The following is a 23,426-nucleotide window of genomic DNA, read 5'->3' as shown; positions in this document are numbered from 1 at the left end:
GAACACCACTGATGACCACCACCCTGCGGCCGGCCGAGCCGCTTCAGCAGAGGCCCGACGGCGGCCGTTCCCGCACCTACGACGTGTGTGTGAACAGTCGCCGCGTCGGCTCCGTCCACCTCTCCACCGACCCCGGCTTCGGCGCCGCCTCGGGTCTCATCGAACGCCTCGGGATCGACGAGGCCGACCGGGGGCGCGGCCGGGGCGCCGTCGCCGCACTGGCCTCCGAGGAGGTGCTGCGCGGCTGGGGCTGCGTGGAGGTGCAGATATCGGTGCCCGCCGACGCCGTGGCCGCGCTGCGGACGGCCCGCTCACTGGGCTACACCGAGCGCAGCCGGAACATGGTCAAGGAACTGCCCGGGGAGCCGCCCGCCCTGCCGGAGGGCGTCGAGGTGCGGCCGATGACCGGCGAGGAGTACGCGGTCTGGGAGGCGCGGGCCAAGGAGGGCTTCGCGCGGAGCTGGATCGACCGGGGCGTCCCCGAGGAGCAGGCCCGCGCCAAGGCGGAGTCCAGCCACCGCAAGTACCTTCCCGAGGGCCTGGCCACACCGGGCGTCGCGATCCACGTGGTCGTACGGGACGGGCGGTCCGCCGGATTCCTGTGGACCGGCCGGATCGAACTGGAGCCGGGGCACTGGGCGGCCTTCGTGTACGACATCGAGGTCGACGCGGAGCACCGCGGCCTCGGCTACGGCCGGGCGCTGATGCTGCTGGCCGAGCGGGTCGCGCGGGAGGCCGGGGAGACCCGGCTCGGACTGCACGTCTTCGCGGGCAACACCCCGGCGATCCGGCTCTACGAGTCGCTGGGCTTCCGTGTGACCTACGTCAACAGCGCCAAGGAACTGCGGTAGGGAGTCCGCCCGCGGGCCTCGTCGCGCCCGTCGGCCCCGGGGCGGCCGGGCGCGGGGCCGCCCTCCGGGGGGCCGCTGCCTCCGGCCCGCCCGGCCGACGGGCGGCCGTCGCGCGCGGCCCGGCCGGGATCGTCGTCCGGCGGGGTGTCAGCCGTTCAGGAGGCGGTCGGCGATCTCCTCGACGCGCTCCCGCAGCCCGTCCTGGCTCTGGCCGCCGTCCAGCCGCTCGCCGCCGATGATGTACGTCGGGGTGCCGGTGACCTTGACCGCCTTGCCCTCGGCCTCGTCGGCGTCGACGGTCAGCAGGTGCCGCCCGTCGATCAGGGCGGTGTCGAACTCCTCGGCGTCCAGGCCCAGTTCACCGGCGATCTCCAGGAGTACCGGCTCGCCCCGGTCGGCGAGGTCCGCGGTCCTGGCGAGCAGCGCCGCCACGTACGGCCAGCCCTTGCCCTGCGCCACGGCCTCCTCCGCCGCCTGCGCGGCGGCGTACGCGTGCTTGTGCTTCGCGAGCGGGAAGTGCCGCAGCTGTACGTCGAGCCGGTCGCCGTACTTCTCGCGGAGCGCGCGGACGTCGTCGAGGGCCTGGAAGCAGTCGGGGCACTGGAGGTCGAACCACGCCTCCAGGACGACGGGGGAGACGGATGCGGTGGTGATGTCACTCATGGGAGCAGTCTCCCTCACCGGGACCTGGGGAGGAGATCCGGAGGGGAGGACCCGGAGATCTCCCTGAGACCGGGCGCGGACCATGGCCCCGGAGGGTCCCGGCGGTGCACGATGGAAGGGACGCAATCACCCCTGACCTGGAGGACCGCATGATCGCCGAGACCATCTGCTCCGCGGCGGCCGCGGCGGGCCTGGGTATCGCCGCGATCTCGGCGTACCGGAAGCGTTTCCTGTCCGCCGCCCGGATCGCGGCCTATGCCCTGGTGCCGCTCGGCCTCGTGATGACGGGCGCGGTCCAGTGGATCGCGGACACGGCGTTCAGCCCGGTCGCCTGGGCGGGCTTCGGCGTGCTCGGCACCGCGTGGCTGCTGTTCCTGTCCACCCGGGCCGTCGAGCGCCGCAGGGCCGTCCGCAAGGGGAGCGACGACGGGAGCGGGACGAGAGCCGTGGCCCCCGGCGCGTCGACGCCCTCGCGTGCCGTGGCGGCCAAGCCCCCGGCGGGCCAGAGCACCGGAGAGGATTTCAGTGACATCGAGGCGATTCTGAAGAAGCACGGAATCTGATCACTTCTGATGATTCCGGTGTCCGTCCTGGATCCGTGATCCACGGGAAGGAGTGAACAGCCCCCGGGATGGGGCGGTTTCCTGGATTTCCCGCCCCCGGCGTGCGCGATCATCCCCCGAGATGCTGGATACCTCGCGGGAGACCGCCCCCACCACCGATGCCCCCGACGAAGAGCCGCGCGGCTGCCTGTTCGCGCTCTCCCAACCACCCCTCATGATTTTTCTCGGGGTGATCGGCTGTCTGCTGCTCGTGGCCTCCGTGCACGACCTCTTCGTGCTGTGACGGGCCCGCTTCGTGCCACGACCGGCCCTCGCGATGCCGCGACCGGGTCCGACGCGCGGTCCCGTGCGGCTCGCCCCGACCCGTGCCGTTCGCGCGGCCCGTGGCGCGAGAAGGGTCCCTGGCGTGCGTCCTGTGGCGCGGGGGCGCGCGGCGAGGCCGCGCGGGGGAGGTCAGCCCGCCGCTTCCTTGCGGCGTGCGCGGTAGGCGGCCACGTGCAGCCGGTTGCCGCAGGTGCGGCTGTCGCAGTAGCGGCGGGAGCGGTTGCGGGAAAGGTCGACGAAGGCCCGGCCGCAGTCCGGTGCCTCACAGCGCCGCAGCCGTTCCTGCTCGCCCGCCACGACGATGAACGCGAGGGCCATCCCGCAGTCCGCCGCGAGGTGGTCCGCCACCGAGGCGCCCGGCGCGAAATAGTGCACATGCCAGTCGTAGCCGTCGTGGTCCGTGAGCTGCGGGGTGGTGCCCGCGCCCGCCACCAGCTGGTTGATCAGCGGAGCCGCGATCCGGGCCTCGGGCGCGGAGAAGACCGCCGCGAACTTCCCGCGCACCTGGCGGACGGCCTCCAGATCGGCGGATCCGAGCCGCCCCACGTCGCTGACCTTGTGGGCGCTCAGGAAGGCGTACAGCCCCGGCAGGTCCGCGAGCTCGTCGGGGCGGTCGCCCTGGGACGCGGTGTTCATCAGATCGACAACGGTGTCGAGGGCGATCCGGGTGTCGTGGGGGATCAGCACGTTTCGCTCCCTGGCCGGCCACGGGCGGGCGCCCGCGGAATGGCGCTGACTTTAGCGTGACCGGGAAACGGGCAACGGCGCCCTCCACCGCGCCGGCTGCGCGGTGGGGAGCGCCGGTGTCGTGCCTGGGTTACTGCCCGCGCGGTGCCGTCGCCCCGAGTTCGGACGGCGCCGCGCGACTCCCTGCCTGGCTCAGCTGTCGGCCAGGATGTGGGAGAGCTCCGTATCGAGATCGAAGTGCCGGTGCTCGGTGCCCGGTGGCACGGCGGCGTCGGTCCGCTTCAGGAACGACTCCAGGGCCCTCGCCGGGGCCTCGAGCAGGGCTTCTCCCTCGGGGGAGCTCAGTGCGATGCAGACGACTCCCTGCCCGTGACTACGGGAGGGCCAGACTCGGACGTCGCCCGTGCCGGTGGGCCGGTGCAGCCCCTCGGCGAGAAGGTCGCGGGCGAAGACCCACTCGACCGTCTCCTCGGCTCCGGTGTGGAAGGTGGCGTGCACGGCATACGGATCGGCCGTGTCATACCGCAGGCCCGCGGGTACAGGCAGTGAGGACTCGCTCGACACAACGAGGCGCAGGTGCAGCTCGCAGCTGACCGTGGTGTTCATAAGCGCCAGGGCCTTTCGCTCAGTGTGCGCTCGGGGATTCGCACGTCGGCGAAATCGACATGCCACCTCTGGGGTCGTTGTAAACCCCTCTGTCGGTTTTGTGGTTGTTCAGGTCGCTCGTACGGAAGCGTGTGACCTGGGGTAATACCGCCATTCCGGCGAGGGGCTCCGGTCCGGTAAGTTGGGGTCATGAATGCGGAGAGTGACGAGCGCACCGGGGAGTCCGCAGACGGCCAGGAAGCCGAACTGGGATCCCGCGCACCGAAGTTCATCAAGTCCCGGCGGGGCCTGCACCTGAGCTGGCAGGTCGGCGTCTTCATCGTGGGGCTCGCCGTGGTCGGCGCCGGAGTGCTCATGCTGGTGCTGCCGGGGCCGGGCTGGCTGGTCATCTTCGCCGGCATGGCGATCTGGGCGACCGAGTTCGTCTGGGCACAGCTCGTGCTCCGCTGGACGAAGCGCAAGGTGACCGAGGCGGCACAGCGCGCCCTCGACCCCAAGGTCCGGCGCAGGAACATCATCCTGACCAGCGTCGGTCTGGTGATCATCGGTGTCCTGCTCGGCGTCTACCTCTGGAAGTTCGGCATCGTCATGCCGTGGAAGATCACCGAGTGACCTCGGGACGGTACGGAAGCACCGCTGACATGCGGTAATGTTTGCGGTGCGCCGGGGCGATTAGCTCAGCGGGAGAGCACTTCGTTCACACCGAAGGGGTCACTGGTTCGATCCCAGTATCGCCCACCCGGACCGAAGGCCCGGAGACGGAACACCGTCTCCGGGCCTTCGGCGTTCCCCGCTCACCGCATCCGCGTCACCCGGTCCCGCAGCCTCCGGGCGTCCCGCAGCCGCTGCTCGTAGGTGGCGCCCACCGCGAGCAGCAGCAGCCCGGCCAGCGCGGGCGGCAGCCAGCGCGGCAGCGCGCCCACCGCCCGCACCACGTACGGCGCCAGCTCGTGCAGCCCGACGAGGGCGAGCACCGCACCACCGAGCACCAGCAGTGCCTGGAGCCGGAACCGGGCCCCGAGCAGGGTCACCACCAGGGCCGCGAGCCCCAGGAGCAGCGGACGCTGCCAGCCCGGGTCCGGCCAGGCGGCGGCCAGCCCCGGCAGCAGCGTCGCGGCGAGACCGGGACCGTACGCCGTCCAGGACGAGACCGCCGGGTCACGCCGTCGCCGCAGGAGACCGAGGAGCAGCGCGGGCACGGTCACCGGCAGCGTGTACGCCTCCGGGGCCGTCACCCCCCACACCGCGAGCCGGACCCAGGCGGCCGCCAGGAAGAGCGCCGCGGCCGTCCACGAGGCGAAGCGGCGGCGCTCGGGGCGCAGCGCCGTGGCCGCCGCGATCAGCCCGCCGAGGGCCAGCCCCGCCGCGAGGAACGCGGGCCGGGACGTGGCGAGCCCGAGGGCCGCGAGCCCCACCGTGCCACCGGTGATCTCGACCGGCAGCGCCACCCGGCGTGCCCCGGCGCCGACGAGCGCCGTCGCCGCAGGGACCGACAGCAGGGCGAGCGCCGTCCAGTGCGGGGCGAACCCGGCGGCAGCCGCCACCGCGCAGACGAATCCGGTCGCCGCCGCCACCGCGCCGCAGGCCGAGACGGTCCCGCGTGCGTCCCCGGTGGACACGGCCACCCCCACGAGCAGCGCGCACACCAGACCGAGCGCGGTGAACGTGGCACCCCGGACGTCCAGCGCGAACGCCAGCGCACCCACCGCGGACACCAGCCCGGCGGCGTAAGCGGCCCACCCGAGGACCACGCCGGGCTCCGGCGGGACAGCGGGCGTCCGGGGCCGCGAGGACGCTGCGGTGGGACTGGTGGGGCCCATGGGATCTGTGGGGCTGGTGGAGCCCGTGGGCGCCTTCCGCGTGGCGTCGTCGTCCGGTCGCCCGGCAGCGTTCCCCGTCGCAGCCGTCGCAGCCGTCGCAGCCGTTGCAGCCGTCCCAGCCGTCGCAGCCGTCGCAGCCGTCGCGGGCGAGCCGGAAGCCGTACGGGAGTGCACGGCGTCGGCCGCGTTCCCCGCCGCCGCCTCCCCGGGGGCCGCGCCCGGTGTCCGCGCGCCGGGGCGGGCGAGGCCGCGCGCCGGCGGGCCGGGCCGGACGGCGCAGGCCAGGGCCGCCGCCGTCGTCAGGAGCTGAAGCGTCAGTGTCACCGCGTACGGCAGTTCCAGTACGACCGGCAGCGCTGTGAGCAGCGCCCAGGCGAGGGCCAGCGCGCCACAGCGGGCCCAGAGCCGGGGGACCGCCACCAGGACCAGGGCGGCCACCGCCAGGACCAGGGCGGCCGTCGCCGGGTACGACGGGAGGACCGGCCCCGCGTGCTCGCCCGACCAGACGGGCGTCCGCCGGACCAGCGGCCCCAGCGCGCCCGCCACGACCGGCGGCAGCGCCCAGACGAGCCCCAGCGCCGCCACGGCGGCCCCCGCGACCGCCAGGCCCGCGCGCACCTCGCCCGGCAGCCGGACGCCGACGGCACCCGCCCACCACACCGACGCCAGGAGCAGCCCGCACAGCACGTACCCCGGCACCGTCCAGTCCGGAGCGAGCGCGGCACGCAGCAGACCGCCGGAGGCAGTCACCGCCGCCAGACCGGCGACAGTCGCCCCCGCCACCGCGAACGCCTGCCTCCGCCAAGCCGCGTACAGCAGCGCGGCCGCACCCGTCAGGAGCAGCGCGGCGCCGCTCCACGGCGCGGTCAGCGACAGCCCGCCACCGGTCAGGAGCGCCCAGCCGCCCAGCGCCGCCGCACCGGCCGCGGCCGTGATCCGCGCCGCCACCGGACGGGCCCACAGGACCACCGCGCCGTCCGCCGCGGCCGTGACCAGCGCCGCCCAGGCGAAGGCCGTCGGCCCGCCGCCCGCCGCGAGGACCCCCAGGAGCAGCGGCAGCTGCCCGGCGACCACGGCCGCCGGGAGCGGCGTCCGCAGCCGGGAGAGCCCCGTCCCGTACGCGGCCCACCCGGCCGCCAGGACCGCCGAGGCCACCGCCGCGTAACCGAGACCGTCCGTGTCCGTGAGCGCCACCCGGTGCAGCGCGTACGCGTCGAGCACGGTCAGGGCCAGGCCCAGCGCCGCCACCGACTCGGCCGTCGAGACCAGGCCCCGCCGCAGCAGCGCCACCGGCGCCACCAGCGCCGCCGAGGTCACCACGGAGAGGACCGCGGCCCGGCCGCCGATCCCCATCGAGCCCCAGCTCACCAGGGTGAAGGCGACCGCGGCGATGGTCAGGAGCGTCCCGCCCAGCGTCAGCAGCACGTTCTGCGCGCCGCGCGGCGTCGAGTCCGCGACCGGTGCGCGCGCCCCGGTCGCCGCCGTCACCGCGACGGGGGCGCGGAGGGCCTGGAGGAGCCAGGCGCGGCGGGCCAGCAGCGTGGACCGGCGCGCGTCGAGATGGGCCAGCTCGCGGTCGACGAGCACCAGCTCGTCGGCGGGCGGCAGGGAAGTGTTCATGGCCGGAGTGTGGCTCCCGCCACACCGGACCCGGATGCGCTCCGGTACTCATCTTCCGGTCCCCGCCGACTGAGTACGTCCACACTGGAGGCATGGACCGGTACCGGTATCGCTTCCGCAGCGTCTGGCGGCTGGCCGCCCCGCCCGACGCCGTCCGGGCCGTCCTCGAACGCGCCGAGGAGTACCCCTCCTGGTGGCCGCAGGTCCGCGAGGTCGTCCCCGTCGACGACACCACCGGCGCCGCCCGCTTCCGCTCCCTGCTCCCGTACGACCTCTTCGTCACCGTCAGGGCCCTGCGCCGCGAGCCCCGGGTCCTGGAGGTCGCCCTCCACGGCGACCTGGAGGGCTGGGCCCGCTGGACCCTCATCCCGGACGGGACCGGCACCCGCGCCCTCTACGAGCAGGAGGCCGAGGTCCGCACCCCGCTCCTGAGGGCCCTCGCCGTCCCCGGGCGGCCCCTCTTCCGGGCCAACCACGCCTGGATGATGCGCCGCGGGCGAAGGGGGCTCGCCGCCCGGCTGTCATCGGGGTGAATTTGGAAGCGGGCAGCGGAGACCTGTATGGTTCAACCCGTTCCCGGGCGATTAGCTCAGCGGGAGAGCACTTCGTTCACACCGAAGGGGTCACTGGTTCGATCCCAGTATCGCCCACCGGGAGAGGCCGGTCCGTCGAAAGACGGACCGGCCTCTGTCATGTGTCAGGCGGCCGTGTCCAGTTCCGGCCGCAGCGGCCACGCCGGGTCCACCGTCTCCGGCGTCCCCTGACGGGTGAACCAGGCCTGGAGCCCCCGTGCCTGTGCCGCGTGCCACACCGCCTGGAGGGTGTGCAGCTCCGCCGGGGTCAGCCGCTCCAGACGCGACGAGAAGCGCCGCGCCACCGCCCGTACGACCTCCAGCGCCGCCGTGGCGTCCGCCGCCGCGTCGTGCGCCCCCGTCAACTCCACCTCGTAGTGCGCGCACAGGTCCGTCAGCGTCCTGCGGCCCTTGCGGTAGCGGTCCAGGTGCTTGTCCAGGACCCGGGGGTCCAGGACGCACAGCGGCCTCCCCGCCAGATAGGTGCCGAGCGTGGACGCCCGGTGCCTGCGCAGCTCCCGGTCGAGGATCGTCAGGTCGAACGGCGCGTTCATCACCACCACCGGCCGCCCTGCTGCCGACTGCTCGGTCAGCGCCCGCGCCAGCTCCTCCATCACCGGGGCGGGCCACCGCCCGTTCCGCTGGAGGTGATCGTCGGTCAGACCGTGCACGGCCGTGGCCCCCTCGGGCACCGGTATGCCCGGATTGACCAGCCAGCGCGTCACCCTCGGCCGTGTCCCCGTCGCGTCCTGCACGACCAGGGCGGCCGACACGATCCGGTCGCCCTCGACGTCGATCCCCGTGGTCTCCGTGTCGAAAGCGGCCAGAGGCCCCTCGTACCACTGCATCGTCATCCCCGAACTCCCTGCACACGTGCGGCAGATGGCCAACCCTCTGCCCCGGAACGGTGATACCCGGACCGTTTGCGCCGTACGCGGACCGGTCACAACAGAAGGGACGGGGAAGGAAAACGACATGGCGCTCGCCCAGCCCGAGCCGGGAGGGCTGCCGCCTCAGCGGCCCGCTCCGACGCGCGGCTCACTCGCCACCACAGCCTGCATGGAGACCCTCCAGGTGGGATACCTGCACGCCGTCGCCGCCGCGGCCGGCTGCTCGCTCTCCCAGCCCTTTCCGGACAACGGCATCGACTGGCACGTGAGCCACAGCGCTCCCGGCCACACCGTCGACGACGAAGTGACCATCAAGGTGCAGCTCAAGTGCACCTACCAGCTGGCCCCGCGCGTCCCCGGGAGCGCCGCCGGGGCGTTCTCGTTCACCCTCGACAACGACCACCTGGTGAAACTCGCCAGAACCCCGGTGGCGGTGCACAAGATCCTGGTCGTGATGCTCGTCCCCAGAGCCCCCGAGGAATGGCTCAGCGCGGGCCACGACCGGCTCGACCTGCGCCACTGCTGCTACTGGACCAACCTGGCCGGACACCCGGTCACGGGACGGCGCCGGACCACCGTCCGCGTCCCCACGGCACGGATCTTCGACGACCGGGCGCTCTGCGAGATCATGACCCGGATCGGCGGGGGAGGGAGACCTTGATGCACCGGCCGACCGACGAACCAGGACCGGGGAACGACGGGTACGGGTACGGGCGCGGCCCCGTGTCCGTACCCCCGTCCCACCGGCCCCATCCGGCACCCGGCGACCCACCCGGCCCCTGGACCGGGGTCCCCGCCGCGCCCGCCGGACCCTGGGCCGACGCCCAGGGCGCCCCCGCCCCCGACCGGGTCGACCCCCGCGTCCTCGGCGCGCTCCTCGCCCGCCACGGCTGGCGGCGGCGCGGCGGGGCGCCCGGCCGCTACGGCCGCTGGACCCCACCCGGCGACGGCCCCGGCACCAGCCTCCTGGTGCCGGAGAACCGTGCCTTCCCGGACTGCGACGACCTGCTCGGCGAGGCGCTCACCGCCCTCGCCCGCAGCGCCGCGCCCTCCGCCCGCGAGGTCCTCACCGGCCTCGCCGTCCCCAGCGACGAGATCCGCTGGTGGCGGGACGTGCCCCCGGGCCCCTCCGGTACGGTCCCGTGGACCGTGCAGGAGCAGCTCAGGTCGGCCGCCCGCCAGCTCCTCCTGGCCGGGGCCCTCGCGGTGCGCGGCCGGGCGGGTTACCACGGAGCACGGCACCGGCGCCCCGCCCAGACGTCCCTGGAGACGGTCGTCGTGGGCGCCGCCCCCGGCGGGCGCGGCCTCACCGCCTATCTGCCGGTGGACTCCGGCCGCGCCATAGCCGTACGGCTCCACCACGCGCTCCACGCGGCCCGCGAGGCCACCGACTACCAGCGCGCCACCGGAGGCATGGAGGCCTTCGACGCCGCCGTCGGCGCGGGCGTCAGCAGGGAGCTCACCGAGGCCCTCGTCGCCCTGGTCCGGGGCACCGAGGGCGCCCGCGTCGCGCTGGCCTGGGCACCGTCGGCCGGGACGCCGGAGGGCTGCGCGGCCCGGCCCGAACCGGTCGAGTTCTCGCCCGGCGACCTGCCCGCGCTGCGCGAGGCGAGCGCCCGCTACCTCACGGACGAGCCCTCCGTCCCGGTCCGGCTCACCGGCGCCGTCGTACGGCTGCGCCGGTCCGGGCCGCGCGGCGGGGGCACCGTACGCCTCCGGGTGCTCGGCGGGGCGGAGGTCCCGCACGTCCGCGCCACCCTGGACGAGGAGGACTACCGGACGGCCGGCCACGCCCATCTGCTCGGGCTCCCGATCCGGGTCGCCGGGCGGCTGGAGAGCCGGGGCGGCTTCCGCCGTCTCACCGACCCGTCCGGGATCGTCCCCGTCCAGGTCGACGAGACGGAACGGGACCGGCTGATGAAGTCGCTCCAGGAGAACCTCGACTTCTTCGAGGAGGCCTGCGGCCCGGACGAGGACCTCCCCTGAGCCCAGGGGTTCGGGCGGAGAGAGGTGGGGCTCCGGGCCGCTGACCCCGCCCGTCCGGGGCGCGTCCCGAGGCGGCGCCGGGAGAACGGTCCCCGGCGCCGTCCGCCATAACCGTTTCGCGGAGTGGGGGGACCCGTCGGTAGGATCGGCCGTGCGCGGCACCTCGTCTCTGTCGCGCGTGGTCGGCGCCGGCACATCGTGTCTGCCTGCGCCCCTAGGTATGGAGTACCCGTGTCTGAAGTCCGTGTGACCGTCCAGTCCGCCTCGGATCAGGAGGAGAGGACGGTGAGCGCGGGCACCACCGCCGGCGCCCTGTTCGCCGACGACCGCACCATTGTCGCCGCCCGCGTCGGCGGCGAGCTGAAGGACCTTTCGTACGAGCTCGCCGACGGCGACGCCGTCGAGGGCGTCGAGATCTCCTCCCCGGACGGTCTCGACATCCTGCGCCACTCGACCGCCCACGTCATGGCCCAGGCCGTGCAGGAGCTCTTCCCCGAGGCCAAGCTGGGCATCGGCCCGCCGGTCAGGGACGGCTTCTACTACGACTTCGACGTCGAGAAGCCCTTCACCCCCGAGGACCTCAAGGTCATCGAGAAGAAGATGCAGGAGATCCAGAAGCGCGGCCAGCGCTTCGCCCGCCGCGTGGTGTCCGACGAGGACGCCCGCACCGAGCTGGCGGACGAGCCGTACAAGCTGGAGCTCATCGGCATCAAGGGAGCCGCGTCGACCGACGACGGCGCGAACGTCGAGGTGGGCGGCGGCGAGCTGACCATCTACGACAACCTCGACGCCAAGACCGGCGAGCTGTGCTGGAAGGACCTGTGCCGGGGGCCGCACCTGCCCACCACCCGGAACATCCCGGCGTTCAAGCTGATGCGGAACGCCGCCGCCTACTGGCGCGGCAGCGAGAAGAACCCGATGCTCCAGCGCATCTACGGCACCGCCTGGCCGTCGAAGGAGGAGCTGAAGGCGCACCTCGAATTCCTCGCCGAGGCCGAGAAGCGCGACCACCGCAAGCTCGGCAACGAGCTGGACCTGTTCTCCGTCCCGGACGAGATCGGCTCCGGACTCGCGGTCTTCCACCCCAAGGGCGGCATCATCCGCCGGGTCATGGAGGACTACTCGCGCAGGCGGCACGAGGAGGAGGGCTACGAGTTCGTCTACACGCCGCACGCCACCAAGGGCAAGCTGTTCGAGAAGTCGGGCCACCTGGACTGGTACGCCGAGGGCATGTACCCCCCCATGCAGCTCGACGAGGGCGTGGACTACTACCTCAAGCCCATGAACTGCCCGATGCACAACCTGATCTTCGACGCGCGCGGCCGCTCGTACCGTGAGCTGCCGCTGCGGCTGTTCGAGTTCGGCACCGTGTACCGGTACGAGAAGTCCGGTGTCGTGCACGGTCTGACCCGCGCCCGGGGCTTCACCCAGGACGACGCGCACATCTACTGCACCCGCGAGCAGATGGCGGAGGAGCTGGACAGGACCCTCACCTTCGTCCTGAACCTGCTCCGCGACTACGGTCTGACCGACTTCTACCTGGAGCTGTCGACCAAGGACCCGGAGAAGTTCGTCGGCTCCGACGAGGCGTGGGAGGAGGCCACCGCCGTCCTCCAGCAGGTGGCCGAGAAGCAGGGCCTGCCCCTGACCCCCGACCCGGGCGGCGCCGCGTTCTACGGCCCGAAGATCTCCGTGCAGGCGCGGGACGCCATCGGCCGCACCTGGCAGATGTCGACCGTGCAGCTGGACTTCAACCTGCCGGAGCGCTTCGACCTGGAGTACACCTCGCCGGACGGCACCAAGCAGCGCCCGGTCATGATCCACCGTGCTCTGTTCGGTTCGATCGAGCGGTTCTTCGCGGTGCTCCTGGAGCACTACGCGGGCGCCATGCCGCCGTGGCTGGCCCCCGTGCAGGCGGTCGGCATCCCGATCGGCGACACCCACGTCGACTACCTCCAGGACTTCGCCGTCGAGGCGCGGAAGAAGGGCCTGCGGGTGGACGTCGACGCGTCCTCGGACCGGATGCAGAAGAAGATCCGCACCCACCAGAAGCAGAAGGTGCCGTTCATGATCATCGTCGGTGACGACGACATGGCGGCCGGCACCGTCTCCTTCCGGTACCGCGACGGCTCGCAGGAGAACGGCATCGCACGCGACGAGGCCATCGCCAAGCTCCTCGACGTGGTGGAGCGCCGCGTCCAGGTGTGACCCGAGCGGTCGTGTGACGGGTCCAGGTGTGACGCGAGCGGTCGTGTGACGGGTCCTGGCGCGACCCGAGCGGTCGTGTGACGGATCAGGCCCCCGGGGTGCTCCCCGGGGGCCTCTTCTCGTCCTCCCGGGTGAACGCCTGGATCAGCCACGAGGAGAAGGAACCCGTCACCGCGCCCAGCAGCGCCAGACCACAGGCCATCACGCCGACCGCCGTCACCCTGCCCGCCGGGGTCACCGGCACCGCGTCCCCGTACCCCACGGTCGCGAGCGTCGCGCAGGTCCACCACACCGCGTCCCCGAAGGTACGGATCGAGGCGCCGGGCGCGTCCACCTCGTAGTGGTAGACGGTGAGCGCCCCGGCGAAGCCGAGCAGGGCCGTGGAGAGACCGGCGTACACCATCACGCGCGCGTAGAGGCCGAGCCGGGGCTTCTCGCGGCGGCGCTGGATCCGGTCGTAGGCACTCACCGTGCGGACCGGCCGCAGCAGCGGCAGGAGCAGCACCACCGTGTCCAGGAGATGGGCGCGGACGAAGCGGAGCGGGCCGAGACCGCTGAGCCGGAGCCGTACCGCGTAGTCCACGCCGAACAGCGCCCAGGAGGCGAGGGTGAGGGCCAGGCAGAGGTCGAGCCAGCCCTGCGGGAGCTGGTGGCGGGCGAGGATCCGGACCGCGTACCCCGCGAGATAGACCAGGGACGCCACGGCGAGCGGGGTCTCCATGCGGCGGTCCCAGCGCTCCTGGCGGGGCGGTTTCGGTGGCCTGTCGCTCATCGGATCAGCATGGACGCTGCCCGGATCTTCCGCCCCGGCGACACGTTCCGAACGGGCGACGCAATATGCTGCACGGCATGACGACTGAGCCGGAGCAGCAGATCGGAGTGGGGACGCCGGACGCGTTCCAGCGCCTGTGGACGCCTCACCGGATGGCGTACATCCAGGGCGAGAACAAGCCCACCGGACCGGGCGCCCAGGACGGCTGTCCGTTCTGTTCGATCCCGGCGAAGTCCGACGAGGACGGGCTGGTGGTCGCGCGCGGCCGGAGCGTGTACGCGGTCCTCAACCTCTACCCGTACAACGGCGGGCACCTGATGGTCGTCCCCTACCGGCACGTCGCCGACTACACGGACCTGGACCTGGCGGAGACCGGCGAGCTGGCCGACTTCACCAAGCGCGCGATGGTCGCGCTGCGGGCGGCGTCCGGGGCGCACGGCTTCAACATCGGCATGAACCAGGGGTCCGTCGCGGGCGCCGGGATCGCCGCCCATCTGCACCAGCACCTGGTGCCGCGCTGGGGCGGGGACACCAACTTCATGCCGGTCGTCGGGCACACCAAGGTGCTGCCGCAACTCCTCGCCGACACCCGGAAGATGCTGGCCGACGCCTGGCCCGCCACCGTCTGAGCCCTTCACGGAACGCGTACGGCGAGGAGCCCGGGGCCCCTCGCCGTACGGTCGTGTCAGGCGTCGTAGACGTCGGCCTTCTTCGGGCCCGGCTCCTGGATGCCGCCGCTGAGGGCCAGCGAACGGCTGGTGAAGCGGTCCGTGTCCACACCGTGCTCGTCGAGCATCTTCAGCGTCGCGGAGTGGACCGCGCGCAGCACCGGTGTCGCCATGCGGATGGCGTCGTCGGCCATGAAGCGGTTCTTCCACAGCGGGCCCGCCCAGACGTGCCGCAGCCCGAACGGCTCGGGCAGCACCATCTTGCCGCCGAGGAACTCCAGGATCGGCGGATACCAGGTCAGCGGGGCGCGCACCGCGAGCCGGACGATGTCGTCGGTGCCGAGCAGTGGCTGCTGGACCGTCCGCGTCTCCCAGAACCGGACGGCCTTGGAGACCTCCTTGGTCTTGGCCGCGGGCTTCGCGCTGAACAGGCCGTGCACCGGGCCGAGCGCGTGGCCGGTGACCTCGATCCTGAGCGTCTGGTGGAGCGAGGTCACGGTGACCATCATCGTCAGGACGAGGTTCCCGTCCCAGAGGGTGAACTGCACCCCGAGGTAGTGCCGGTTGCCCGCGCCGAACTGCTGGTCGTTGCAGATGCGCTGTATCTCGTGCGGCTTGACCTGGAAGTGCACGATGTTGTCGCTCTCGGGGCGGCTGACGGAATCGGCGCCCTCCCCGACGGCGGCGACGATCCAGTGCTTGACCGTGGGCTTCGGGAAGCCGGTCTTCATGGCGCCCCGCTCGAGCAGCGCCAACTGGTCGTGGATCCTGCGCACCACGTCCCAGGCGCGGAAGGCGTGGATCTCCCGTCCGGCCTGCGGGACGAGCTCCTCCGCCAGGGTCCAGCTGCCCCAGCGGGTGCCGAGCCCGAGGATTCCCTTGGAACCCGCGTAGAAGGCGATGTTGGACTGCTGCTCCGCGGAGAGCTTCTCCAGGTTCACCCGGAGCTCCTCGGCCGACTTCTCACCCGGGTCCGTGGGCACGGACTTGGGGATGTGGGGGCCCATGCCGCCGCCGCCGAGCAGCGCGGTCCAGCGCGTGCGCAGGTCGACCGCGGTCTTCTCGCAGACCCGGCGGGCGAGGAACCACCCGAGCACCGGGGCCACGATCATGGCCCGCAGATAGTTCGGCAGGATGCCGTCGAAGGGCAGCTTCAGCAGGACCAGCACGGCCAGCAGCCCCGCCGCCCACAGGAGTACGGTGCCGATGGTGCTGGTGCGCTTCTTCGCGGACCCGGCGGCCACCCGGCGCAACTGGATGACACCGAGCCAGAGCAGCAGACCGGGCAGGAAGAGCACACCGCACACGAAGGTGATCAGGGTCAGCCGGACGTCCCGCTGCCTGCGCAGGTGGGTGGCGGCCAGACAGTGCTGCACGACCGGCTGCGGGTCGACGCCGAACGACTGGATCAGGGCGCCCCGGCCACCGCCGAGCATCCGCATCTGGACCGCGCGGGAGAACGCCTCGCCCAGGTCGGGCCCGAAGAGCTTCTCCCACTTCCCGGTCTTGACCGTGGTCTTGTAGAGGTCGTTGTCGGCGTCCTGGATCGTCTTGAGCGGGCTGTCCCGGTACGCGGCGGAGGCCAGCGCGTTCGTCGCGCCCGTGCCCCCGCCCGATCCGGTGAGCGGGACCTGAGCCCCGGGTCCGAAACCGTCCATCGCCACTGCCGCCCCCATCGCGCGCGAGTACCTTGTGCGGGCTGTTCCCAACTGCCGCGCCCCGCACACCTTCTGAGCTGGGCACCACAGCGTAACCGGGGAGTGTCACGCGCGTCACCGCCTGTGGACGGCGCGGCCGGACGACGGGCCCGCGACCTGCGGCGGACGGCCGTTCCTTTCTTTCGGGTCGTCAATCGGGCGGAGCGTTGAGGCCCTTGCCGGGCCCGCGGCCCGGTGGCCGCTGCCCGGAAACCGGCGCCCGGCCCTCCGGGGCGCCCGGCCCCCCCCGGGCGGTGATGCCGGACCCGACCCGATCGGTGACGTCCGCGCCCGAGGAGTCCACCGCGTGCGCCTTGCCGTCCCTCAGGGTGCCCAGGACGCCCCGGACACCGATCAGCGGGCACCCCGAGGAGACGCGCCGCGCGGCCCGGTCCCGTACGGCCCTCTCCACCGTGGTAAGGGCGCGTCCCGTCCGTCGTACGGCGCAGGGCTCTCGGAGGGACGCCGACGCGGCCGGGCGGGTGCCCGCCGGTGAGCCGGGGCGCGCGTGGCTACGATGGGTGAGCCGGTGGTCATAGGGGCCGCGCGGCCCACCGAACCTCGGGAAGGCCATGCTGAACAAGTACGCGCGTGCATTTTTCACGCGTGTCCTCACACCGTTCGCCGCGTTTCTGCTCCGCCGGGGCGTCAGCCCCGACGCGGTCACGCTCATCGGCACCGCGGGGGTGATGGCCGGCGCGCTGGTCTTCTTCCCCCGCGGGGAATTCTTCTGGGGAACCATCGTCATCACCCTCTTCGTCTTCTCCGACCTCGTCGACGGCAACATGGCCCGACAGGCCGGCATCTCCAGCCGTTGGGGGGCCTTCCTCGACTCCACGCTCGACCGGGTCGCCGACGGCGCCATCTTCGGCGGCTTCGCCCTCTGGTACGCGGGCAAGGGCGACGACAACGTGCTGTGCGCCGTGGCGATCTTCTGCCTGGCGAGCGGACAGGTCGTCTCGTACACCAAGGCCCGGGGCGAATCGATCGGCCTGCCCGTCGCCGTCAACGGTCTGATCGAGCGCGCCGAGCGCCTGGTGATCTCCCTGGTCGCCGCCGGTCTCGCGGGTCTCCACGCGTTCGGGGTGCCCGGCGTCGAGGTCCTCCTCCCGATCGCCCTGTGGATCGTCGCCGTCGGCAGCGCCGTGACCCTGGGCCAGCGGGTCGTGACCGTCCGCAGGGAATCGGCCGAGGCGGACGCCGCCACGGCCCAGGGCGGCGGGGCGACCACATGAGTGCGTGGAAGGACCGGCTCAGCGACGGCCTGTACGGCGCCGGCTGGGCCGTCGTCAAGAAACTGCCCGAGCCGGTGGCCGTGGGCCTCGGCCGCCGGATCGCCGACTTCACCTGGAAGCGGCGCGGCAAGAGCGTCCTGCGCCTGGAGGCCAACCTCGCGCGCGTGGTGCCCGACGCCTCGCCCGAGCGGCTCGCCGAGCTGTCGAAGGCGGGCATGCGCTCGTACATGCGGTACTGGATGGAGTCCTTCCGGCTGCCGACCTGGAGCAAGGAACGCGTCGCGCGCGACGCCGACATCCAGGACAGCCACCATCTGCTGGAGGGACTCGCCGCCGGGCGCGGTGTCGTCCTCGCCCTGCCCCACCTGGCCAACTGGGACCTCGCCGGGGTGTGGGTGACCCGCTCCCTCGGTGTGCCGTTCACCACGGTCGCCGAGCGGCTCAAGCCGGAGAGCCTCTACGACCGCTTCGTCGCCTACCGCGAGTCCCTCGGCATGGAGGTCCTCCCGCACACCGGGGGCTCCGCCTTCGGCACGCTGGCCCGGCGGCTGCGGGCGGGCGGTCTGGTCTGTCTGGTCGCCGACCGCGACCTGTCCGCCTCCGGCACCGAGGTCAGCTTCTTCGGCGACACCGCGCGGATGCCCGCCGGACCCGCGATCCTCGCCCAGCAGACCGGTGCGCTGCTGCTCCCGGTGACCCTCTGGTACGACGGCCCGGACATGCTGAGGGGCCGTATCCACCCGCCCGTCGACGTCCCCGAGTCGGGCACCCGGGCCGAGAAGACGTCCGTCATGACGCAGGCGCTGGCCGACGTCTTCGCCCGGGGCATCGCGGACCATCCGGAGGACTGGCACATGCTGCAACGACTGTGGCTCTCGGACCTGGAGGAACGCCCGGAACCGGCCGCCGGTGCCGGGCGGGACGGGGAGCGCGGCGCGTGAAGATCGGGATCGTCTGCCCGTACTCCTGGGACGTGCCCGGCGGCGTCCAGTTCCACATCCGCGACCTCGCCGAGCACCTGATCCGGCTCGGCCACCAGGTCTCCGTCCTGGCGCCCGCCGACGACGAGACGCCGCTGCCGCCGTACGTGGTCTCGGCGGGCCGCGCCGTGCCTGTGCCGTACAACGGCTCGGTGGCCCGGCTCAACTTCGGCTTCCTCTCGGCCGCCCGGGTGCGCCGCTGGCTGCACGACGGCACCTTCGACGTGGTCCACATCCACGAGCCGACCTCGCCCTCGCTGGGCCTGCTCACCTGCTGGGCGGCGCGGGGGCCGATCGTCGCGACCTTCCACACGTCCAACCCGCGCTCCCGGGCCATGATCGCCGCCTATCCGATCCTCCAGCCCGCGCTGGAGAAGATCAGCGCCCGGATCGCGGTGAGCGAGTACGCGCGCCGCACGCTCGTCGAGCACCTCGGCGGCGACGCCGTCGTCATCCCCAACGGGGTCGACGTCGAGTTCTTCGCCCGCGCCGAGCCGAAGAAGGAGTGGCAGGGCGAGACCCTCGGCTTCATCGGCCGGATCGACGAACCGCGCAAGGGCCTGCCCGTCCTCATGCGCGCCCTGCCCCGGATCCTCACCGAACGGCCCGGCGCGCGGCTCCTCGTCGCCGGGCGGGGCGACGAGGAGGAGGCGGTGGCCTCGCTGCCCCGCGAGATGCGCTCCCGGGTGGAGTTCCTCGGGATGGTCAGCGACGAGGACAAGGCGCGGCTGCTGCGCAGCGTCGACGTGTACGTGGCGCCCAACACCGGCGGGGAGAGCTTCGGCATCATCCTCGTCGAGGCGCTCTCGGCGGGCGCCCCGGTGCTCGCCTCCGACCTCGACGCCTTCGCCCAGGTCCTCGACCAGGGCGCGGCGGGCGAACTGTTCGCCAACGAGGATGCGGACGCGCTCGCGGAGGCGGCGGTCCGGCTCCTGGACGACGCGGAACGGCGCGCGGAACTGAGCGCCCGGGGCTCGGCCCACGTCCGCCGCTTCGACTGGTCCACGGTCGGCGCGGACATCCTCGCGGTCTACGAGACGGTCACGGACGGCGCGGCGGCGGTCGACACGGACGAACGCGCGGGCGGCCTCCGGGCGAGGCTTGGCCTGTAGGCCTGTAGGCCTGTAGGCCTGTAGGCCTGGTGGGCGAGACGGGCGGACCGGCGGACCGGCGGATCGGCCGACTGGCCGGGCACCGACCGGCCGGTCCGGGCCGGGCCACCGGGGCTGTACCCCGGTGGCCCGCCCGCGCCGGGTCCACCGTGCCACCGGTGCGGCCCGGCCGGACCGGCTGGCCCCGCCCCGGACGGCGGCACTCCCCGGCCCGCTCGTCCGGAGGAAGCCCGGACCTCCGTTCCCGCCCCCGGCAGGGGCCTCTCCGGCAGGGCCCGCCTCGACGGGGCCCCCTCCAGCATCCCGCCTCCCGGTCGGCCCCACCGGCCCGCTCGGCCCCACCGACGGGATCCGCCACCAGCGGAACGCCCGCCATGACCGGGCCGGTCACGGGCACGCTCTTCGTATGATCTCCGTCCAGCGGCTCGATCTCGGCCGCTTCACCCGGCCCGCCGAGGAATGGGGCGGCCCCCACGCACGTGTGGAGCCCGCCCTCGGCTATCTCGTCCGGTACCCCGGCGGCACCCTCCTCTTCGACACCGGCATGGGCGAGGGCTCCCCGGAGACCGACGCCCACTACGGGATCGTCCGCCACCCCCTGACCGTCCCGCCCTCCGCCGTCTCCCTGCTCGTCAACTGCCATCTGCACTTCGACCACATCGGCGGCAACCAGCGCTTCCCCGGCGTCCCGGCCCTCGTCCAGCGCACCGAACTCGCCGCTGCCCGGACCGACGGCTACACCATCGGCTCCCTCCTGCCCGGCGTCCGGTGGACGGAGATCGACGGCGAGCACGAGATCGCGCCCGGGGTGCGGATCGTGCCGACACCGGGGCACACCGAAGGGCACCAGTCGCTCGTCCTCGACCACGGCGACCGGCTGACGGTCCTCGCGGGGCAGGCGTACGACACGGCGGGGGAGTTCGGCACCCCCCACCGGCCCTGGCTCGGGCGGCTCGCGGAGCTGGCGGCCGGACGGCCGGTCCGTGTCCTGTTCGCCCACGACCACGACCTTTGGGAAGGTGCGTCGCTCCTGCCCGGGTAGCCTGTGCGCCCGTGACCCAAACCCTGATCTGGACCGTCGTCGCGCTGATCCTCATCGGCGTCTACCTCAGCTGGACCGCCGGACGGCTCGACCGGCTGCACACGCGCATCGACGCCGCCCGCGCGGCCCTGGACGCCCAGTTGCTGCGCCGCGCCTCGGTCACCCAGGAGCTCGCCACCTCCGGCGTCCTCGACCCGGCCGCCTCGATCGTGCTCTACGAGGCGGCGCACGCCGCCCGGCAGGCCGAGGAGGAGCAGCGGGAGGTGGCCGAGAGCGAGCTGAGCCAGGCCCTCCGGGTGGTGTTCGGCGAGCCCGAGCAGGTCGAGCTGGTGCGGGAGGCCCCGGGCGGCGAGGAGGCCGCGGGGGAGCTGGCGGCGGCCGTCCGCCGGGTGCCGATGGCCCGCCGCTTCCACAACGACGCCGTGCGGGCCGCCCGTGCGCTGCGCCGCCACCGCAAGGTCCGCTGGTTCCGGCTCGCCGGACACGCGTCCTTCCCGCTCGCCTTCGAAATGGACGACGAACCGCCGGTCGCCCTTGCTGATCGTCCGGCCTGACGTCCACGGCCTGGGAAAATGATCCACCGGGTCCACATTGGCCCTTGAAGTGGACCCCTCGCGGGCGGTTTCCTCGACCTAGTCGTCAACCCCTGTTGTCACGAGTGAGGTATCCGTGTCCACCACGCCTTCCCCCTCCCCCCAGTCTCCCGAGACCGGCACCGCCCGAGTGAAGCGCGGCATGGCCGAGCAGCTCAAGGGCGGCGTGATCATGGACGTGGTCAACGCCGAGCAGGCGAAGATCGCCGAGGACGCCGGGGCCGTGGCCGTCATGGCGCTGGAGCGGGTCCCCGCGGACATCCGCAAGGACGGCGGAGTGGCCCGCATGTCCGACCCGAACATGATCGAGGAGATCATCGCCGCGGTCTCCATCCCGGTGATGGCCAAGTCCCGCATCGGCCACTTCGTCGAGGCCCAGGTCCTCCAGTCCCTCGGCGTCGACTACATCGACGAGTCCGAGGTCCTCACCCCGGCCGACGAGGTCAACCACTCCGACAAGTGGGCCTTCACCACCCCCTTCGTCTGTGGCGCCACCAACCTGGGCGAGGCCCTGCGCCGCATCGCCGAGGGCGCGGCCATGATCCGCTCCAAGGGCGAGGCCGGCACCGGCAACGTCGTCGAGGCCGTCCGCCACCTGCGCCAGATCAAGAACGAGATCGCCAGGCTGCGCGGCTACGACAACAACGAGCTGTTCGCCGCCGCCAAGGAGCTGCGCGCCCCGTACGAGCTGGTCAAGGAGGTCGCCGAGCTCGGCAAGCTGCCGGTCGTGCTGTTCTCCGCCGGTGGCGTCGCCACCCCCGCCGACGCGGCCCTGATGCGTCAGCTCGGCGCCGAGGGCGTCTTCGTCGGCTCCGGCATCTTCAAGTCCGGCGACCCGGCCAAGCGCGCCGCCGCCATCGTGAAGGCCACCACCTTCTACGACGACCCGAAGATCATCGCGGACGCCTCCCGCAACCTGGGCGAGGCCATGGTCGGCATCAACTGCGACACCCTGCCCGAGTCCGAGCGCTACGCCAACCGCGGCTGGTAGTCCTCGATGACCACTCCTGTGATCGGGGTCCTGGCACTCCAGGGCGACGTACGGGAGCACCTGATCGCCCTGGCCTCGGCGGACGCCGTGGCCAGGCCGGTCCGGCGCCCCGAAGAGCTCGCCGAGGTGGACGGCCTCGTCATCCCCGGTGGTGAGTCCACCACCATCTCCAAGCTGGCCGCGCTCTTCGGCATGACGGAGCCGCTGCGCGAGCGCATCGCCGCGGGCCTGCCGGTCTACGGCACCTGCGCCGGACTCATCATGCTCGCCGACAAGATCCTCGATCCCCGCTCCGGCCAGGAGACCTTCGGCGGCATCGACATGATCGTCCGCCGCAACGCCTTCGGGCGCCAGAACGAGTCCTTCGAGGCGGGCGTCACCGTCACCGGCATCGAGGGCCCCGTCGAAGGCGTCTTCATCCGGGCCCCCTGGGTGGAGTCCGTCGGCGCCGACGTCGAGGTCCTCGCCGAGCACGGCGGCCACATCGTCGCCGTACGGCAGGGCCAGGTGCTCGCCACCTCGTTCCACCCCGAACTGACCGGGGACCACCGCATCCACGCCCTGTTCGTCGACATGGTGCGCGCGGCACGGTGACCCGGTCCCGGTAGGATCTCTGGGGTTCGTTCAGAAATGGGTTACGCGAAGGAGACAGGCAGATGTCCGGCCACTCTAAATGGGCTACGACGAAGCACAAGAAGGCCGTGATCGACGCCAAGCGCGGCAAGCTCTTCGCGAAGCTGATCAAGAACATCGAGGTCGCGGCCCGCACCGGCGGTGCCGACCCCGAGGGCAACCCGACGCTCTTCGACGCCATCCAGAAGGCGAAGAAGAGTTCGGTCCCCAACAAGAACATCGACTCCGCGGTCAAGCGCGGCGGCGGTCTCGAAGCCGGTGGCGTCGACTACGCCACGATCATGTACGAGGGCTACGGCCCGAACGGCGTCGCGGTGCTCATCGAGTGCCTCACCGACAACCGCAACCGCGCCGCCTCCGACGTGCGCGTGGCCATGACCCGCAACGGCGGCTCCATGGCCGACCCGGGCTCCGTCTCGTACCTGTTCAACCGCAAGGGCGTCGTCGTGCTCCCCAAGGGCGAGCTGAGCGAGGACGACGTCCTCGGCGCGGTCCTCGAAGCGGGCGCCGAGGAGGTCAACGACCTCGGCGAGAGCTTCGAGGTCATCAGCGAGGCCACCGACCTGGTCGCGGTCCGCACCGCGCTCCAGGAGGCCGGCATCGACTACGACTCGGCCGACTCCAGCTTCGTCCCGACCATGCAGGTCGAGCTCGACGAAGAGGGCGCGCGCAAGATGTTCAAGCTGATCGACGCGCTGGAGGACAGCGACGACGTGCAGAACGTCTTCGCCAACTTCGACGTCAGCGACGAGGTCATGGCCAAGGTCGACGCCTGATCACGCCGTTCCGCAGCGGGGGGGGGGGGGCCGCCCCCCCCCCCCCCCCCCCCCCGGGGGGCGCGCCCCCCCCCCCCCCCCCACACAAATGAACCCAAAAACCGGGCCACCGCGGGGTGGGAGGCCGGGGCACCCCG

General features: G+C 72.8%; 24 protein-coding genes and 2 tRNA genes. 19 read left to right on the top strand and 7 right to left on the bottom strand.

The window, feature by feature from the left end; all coding sequences use genetic code 11:
• Positions 1 to 11: 11 nt before the first annotated feature.
• Positions 12 to 851 carry a GNAT family N-acetyltransferase gene (locus tag ACIRQY_RS21875; RefSeq protein WP_403928118.1) on the top strand — a complete coding sequence of 280 codons (840 nt, stop codon included), beginning with the start codon at positions 12 to 14 and terminating at the stop codon, positions 849 to 851.
• A 147-nt stretch (positions 852 to 998) separates the two neighbouring features.
• Here the strand turns inward: ACIRQY_RS21875 and ACIRQY_RS21870 are convergent, their stop codons facing one another.
• Complete coding sequence (locus ACIRQY_RS21870; protein WP_351787436.1) at positions 999 to 1,514, bottom strand: DsbA family protein; 516 nt, start codon at positions 1,512 to 1,514, stop codon at positions 999 to 1,001.
• A gap of 149 nt (positions 1,515 to 1,663) precedes the next feature.
• On the opposite strand from ACIRQY_RS21870, the gene ACIRQY_RS21865 reads away from it, so the two are divergent.
• Both ACIRQY_RS21865 and ACIRQY_RS21860 read left to right on the top strand, forming a co-directional pair.
• Positions 1,664 to 2,077, top strand: a complete 414-nt coding sequence (locus ACIRQY_RS21865) for a hypothetical protein (protein ID WP_403928115.1) — start codon at positions 1,664 to 1,666, stop codon at positions 2,075 to 2,077.
• Positions 2,078 to 2,198: 121 nt separating this feature from the next.
• The gene (locus ACIRQY_RS21860) at positions 2,199 to 2,360 is read left to right on the top strand and encodes a hypothetical protein (protein WP_351787442.1); all 162 of its coding nucleotides are present in this window, start codon (positions 2,199 to 2,201) and stop codon (positions 2,358 to 2,360) included.
• A 170-nt stretch (positions 2,361 to 2,530) separates the two neighbouring features.
• On the opposite strand, the gene ACIRQY_RS21855 is transcribed toward ACIRQY_RS21860, so the two are convergent.
• A complete protein-coding gene (locus tag ACIRQY_RS21855) occupies positions 2,531 to 3,088 on the bottom strand; it encodes a CGNR zinc finger domain-containing protein (RefSeq protein WP_351787444.1) in 558 nt (185 codons plus the stop codon).
• 192 nt (positions 3,089 to 3,280) lie between these two features.
• Positions 3,281 to 3,694 carry an SsgA family sporulation/cell division regulator gene (locus tag ACIRQY_RS21850; RefSeq protein ID WP_015032345.1) on the bottom strand — a complete coding sequence of 138 codons (414 nt, stop codon included), beginning with the start codon at positions 3,692 to 3,694 and terminating at the stop codon, positions 3,281 to 3,283.
• A 189-nt stretch (positions 3,695 to 3,883) separates the two neighbouring features.
• Between ACIRQY_RS21850 and ACIRQY_RS21845 the strand changes: the two genes are divergently transcribed.
• On the top strand, positions 3,884 to 4,306 hold the full coding sequence (locus ACIRQY_RS21845) for a TIGR02611 family protein (RefSeq protein ID WP_351787447.1): 423 nt from the start codon (positions 3,884 to 3,886) through the stop codon (positions 4,304 to 4,306).
• Positions 4,307 to 4,360: 54 nt separating this feature from the next.
• Positions 4,361 to 4,432: transfer RNA gene (locus tag ACIRQY_RS21840), tRNA-Val, on the top strand.
• Positions 4,433 to 4,488: 56 nt separating this feature from the next.
• On the opposite strand, the gene ACIRQY_RS21835 is transcribed toward ACIRQY_RS21840, so the two are convergent.
• On the bottom strand, positions 4,489 to 7,134 hold the full coding sequence (locus tag ACIRQY_RS21835; RefSeq protein WP_403928111.1) for an SCO7613 C-terminal domain-containing membrane protein: 2,646 nt from the start codon (positions 7,132 to 7,134) through the stop codon (positions 4,489 to 4,491).
• Between the two features lie 92 nt (positions 7,135 to 7,226).
• Here ACIRQY_RS21835 and ACIRQY_RS21830 point away from each other — a divergent pair, with 92 nt between their 5' ends.
• Both ACIRQY_RS21830 and ACIRQY_RS21825 read left to right on the top strand, forming a co-directional pair.
• Positions 7,227 to 7,667, top strand: coding sequence for an SRPBCC family protein (locus tag ACIRQY_RS21830; RefSeq protein WP_403928108.1), 441 nt, complete (start codon positions 7,227 to 7,229; stop codon positions 7,665 to 7,667).
• A 45-nt stretch (positions 7,668 to 7,712) separates the two neighbouring features.
• Positions 7,713 to 7,784 (top strand) — tRNA-Val (locus ACIRQY_RS21825).
• Positions 7,785 to 7,831: 47 nt separating this feature from the next.
• Here the strand turns inward: ACIRQY_RS21825 and ACIRQY_RS21820 are convergent.
• Positions 7,832 to 8,560, bottom strand: a complete 729-nt coding sequence (locus ACIRQY_RS21820) for a 3'-5' exonuclease (protein ID WP_351787456.1) — start codon at positions 8,558 to 8,560, stop codon at positions 7,832 to 7,834.
• 121 nt (positions 8,561 to 8,681) lie between these two features.
• Between ACIRQY_RS21820 and ACIRQY_RS21815 the strand changes: the two genes are divergently transcribed.
• The 3 genes from ACIRQY_RS21815 (at position 8,682) to thrS (ending at position 12,790) form a co-directional block, all read left to right on the top strand.
• Positions 8,682 to 9,257: a DUF4365 domain-containing protein gene (locus tag ACIRQY_RS21815; protein ID WP_351787459.1), complete on the top strand. Its 576-nt coding sequence runs from the start codon at positions 8,682 to 8,684 to the stop codon at positions 9,255 to 9,257.
• Entirely contained in the window at positions 9,257 to 10,582 is a 1,326-nt protein-coding gene (locus ACIRQY_RS21810) for a hypothetical protein (RefSeq protein WP_403928106.1), read from the top strand. Before ACIRQY_RS21815 ends, ACIRQY_RS21810 begins: the two co-directional genes overlap by 1 nt.
• 231 nt (positions 10,583 to 10,813) lie before the next feature.
• Positions 10,814 to 12,790, top strand: coding sequence for a threonine--tRNA ligase (thrS, locus tag ACIRQY_RS21805; protein WP_403928104.1), 1,977 nt, complete (start codon positions 10,814 to 10,816; stop codon positions 12,788 to 12,790).
• An 85-nt stretch (positions 12,791 to 12,875) separates the two neighbouring features.
• On the opposite strand, the gene ACIRQY_RS21800 is transcribed toward thrS, so the two are convergent.
• Entirely contained in the window at positions 12,876 to 13,562 is a 687-nt protein-coding gene (locus ACIRQY_RS21800) for a potassium channel family protein (protein ID WP_351787467.1), read from the bottom strand.
• A 65-nt stretch (positions 13,563 to 13,627) separates the two neighbouring features.
• Between ACIRQY_RS21800 and ACIRQY_RS21795 the strand changes: the two genes are divergently transcribed.
• Positions 13,628 to 14,191 (top strand): HIT domain-containing protein, encoded by a 564-nt coding sequence (locus ACIRQY_RS21795; protein ID WP_351787470.1) that lies wholly within the window; start codon positions 13,628 to 13,630, stop codon positions 14,189 to 14,191.
• A gap of 56 nt (positions 14,192 to 14,247) precedes the next feature.
• On the opposite strand, the gene ACIRQY_RS21790 is transcribed toward ACIRQY_RS21795, so the two are convergent.
• Positions 14,248 to 15,906 carry a hypothetical protein gene (locus ACIRQY_RS21790; protein WP_351787473.1) on the bottom strand — a complete coding sequence of 553 codons (1,659 nt, stop codon included), beginning with the start codon at positions 15,904 to 15,906 and terminating at the stop codon, positions 14,248 to 14,250.
• A gap of 593 nt (positions 15,907 to 16,499) precedes the next feature.
• Between ACIRQY_RS21790 and pgsA the strand changes: the two genes are divergently transcribed.
• From pgsA to ACIRQY_RS21750, 8 genes are all read left to right on the top strand, one after another.
• The gene (pgsA, locus tag ACIRQY_RS21785) at positions 16,500 to 17,162 is read left to right on the top strand and encodes a phosphatidylinositol phosphate synthase (protein ID WP_351787476.1); all 663 of its coding nucleotides are present in this window, start codon (positions 16,500 to 16,502) and stop codon (positions 17,160 to 17,162) included.
• Positions 17,159 to 18,103 carry a phosphatidylinositol mannoside acyltransferase gene (locus ACIRQY_RS21780; RefSeq protein WP_351787479.1) on the top strand — a complete coding sequence of 315 codons (945 nt, stop codon included), beginning with the start codon at positions 17,159 to 17,161 and terminating at the stop codon, positions 18,101 to 18,103. The genes pgsA and ACIRQY_RS21780 overlap by 4 nt, the downstream gene beginning before the upstream one ends.
• The gene (locus tag ACIRQY_RS21775) at positions 18,100 to 19,254 is read left to right on the top strand and encodes a glycosyltransferase family 4 protein (RefSeq protein WP_351787481.1); all 1,155 of its coding nucleotides are present in this window, start codon (positions 18,100 to 18,102) and stop codon (positions 19,252 to 19,254) included. The genes ACIRQY_RS21780 and ACIRQY_RS21775 overlap by 4 nt, the downstream gene beginning before the upstream one ends.
• A 406-nt stretch (positions 19,255 to 19,660) precedes the next feature.
• A complete protein-coding gene (locus ACIRQY_RS21770; RefSeq protein WP_351787484.1) occupies positions 19,661 to 20,296 on the top strand; it encodes an MBL fold metallo-hydrolase in 636 nt (211 codons plus the stop codon).
• A gap of 11 nt (positions 20,297 to 20,307) precedes the next feature.
• On the top strand, positions 20,308 to 20,850 hold the full coding sequence (locus ACIRQY_RS21765; RefSeq protein WP_351787486.1) for a hypothetical protein: 543 nt from the start codon (positions 20,308 to 20,310) through the stop codon (positions 20,848 to 20,850).
• 115 nt (positions 20,851 to 20,965) lie between these two features.
• On the top strand, positions 20,966 to 21,880 hold the full coding sequence (pdxS, locus tag ACIRQY_RS21760) for a pyridoxal 5'-phosphate synthase lyase subunit PdxS (RefSeq protein ID WP_351787489.1): 915 nt from the start codon (positions 20,966 to 20,968) through the stop codon (positions 21,878 to 21,880).
• A 6-nt stretch (positions 21,881 to 21,886) separates the two neighbouring features.
• On the top strand, positions 21,887 to 22,474 hold the full coding sequence (pdxT, locus tag ACIRQY_RS21755) for a pyridoxal 5'-phosphate synthase glutaminase subunit PdxT (RefSeq protein WP_403928096.1): 588 nt from the start codon (positions 21,887 to 21,889) through the stop codon (positions 22,472 to 22,474).
• Positions 22,475 to 22,536: 62 nt separating this feature from the next.
• Positions 22,537 to 23,289, top strand: coding sequence for a YebC/PmpR family DNA-binding transcriptional regulator (locus tag ACIRQY_RS21750; protein WP_351787494.1), 753 nt, complete (start codon positions 22,537 to 22,539; stop codon positions 23,287 to 23,289).
• Positions 23,290 to 23,426: the final 137 nt, after the last annotated feature.

Origin of the sequence: Streptomyces sp. NPDC101490 (genome assembly GCF_044767145.1) — a bacterium.
Taxonomy (GTDB): domain Bacteria; phylum Actinomycetota; class Actinomycetes; order Streptomycetales; family Streptomycetaceae; genus Streptomyces.
Note: the sequence above shows the minus strand (reverse complement) of the source record. Positions and strands in the feature narration are given on the sequence as shown.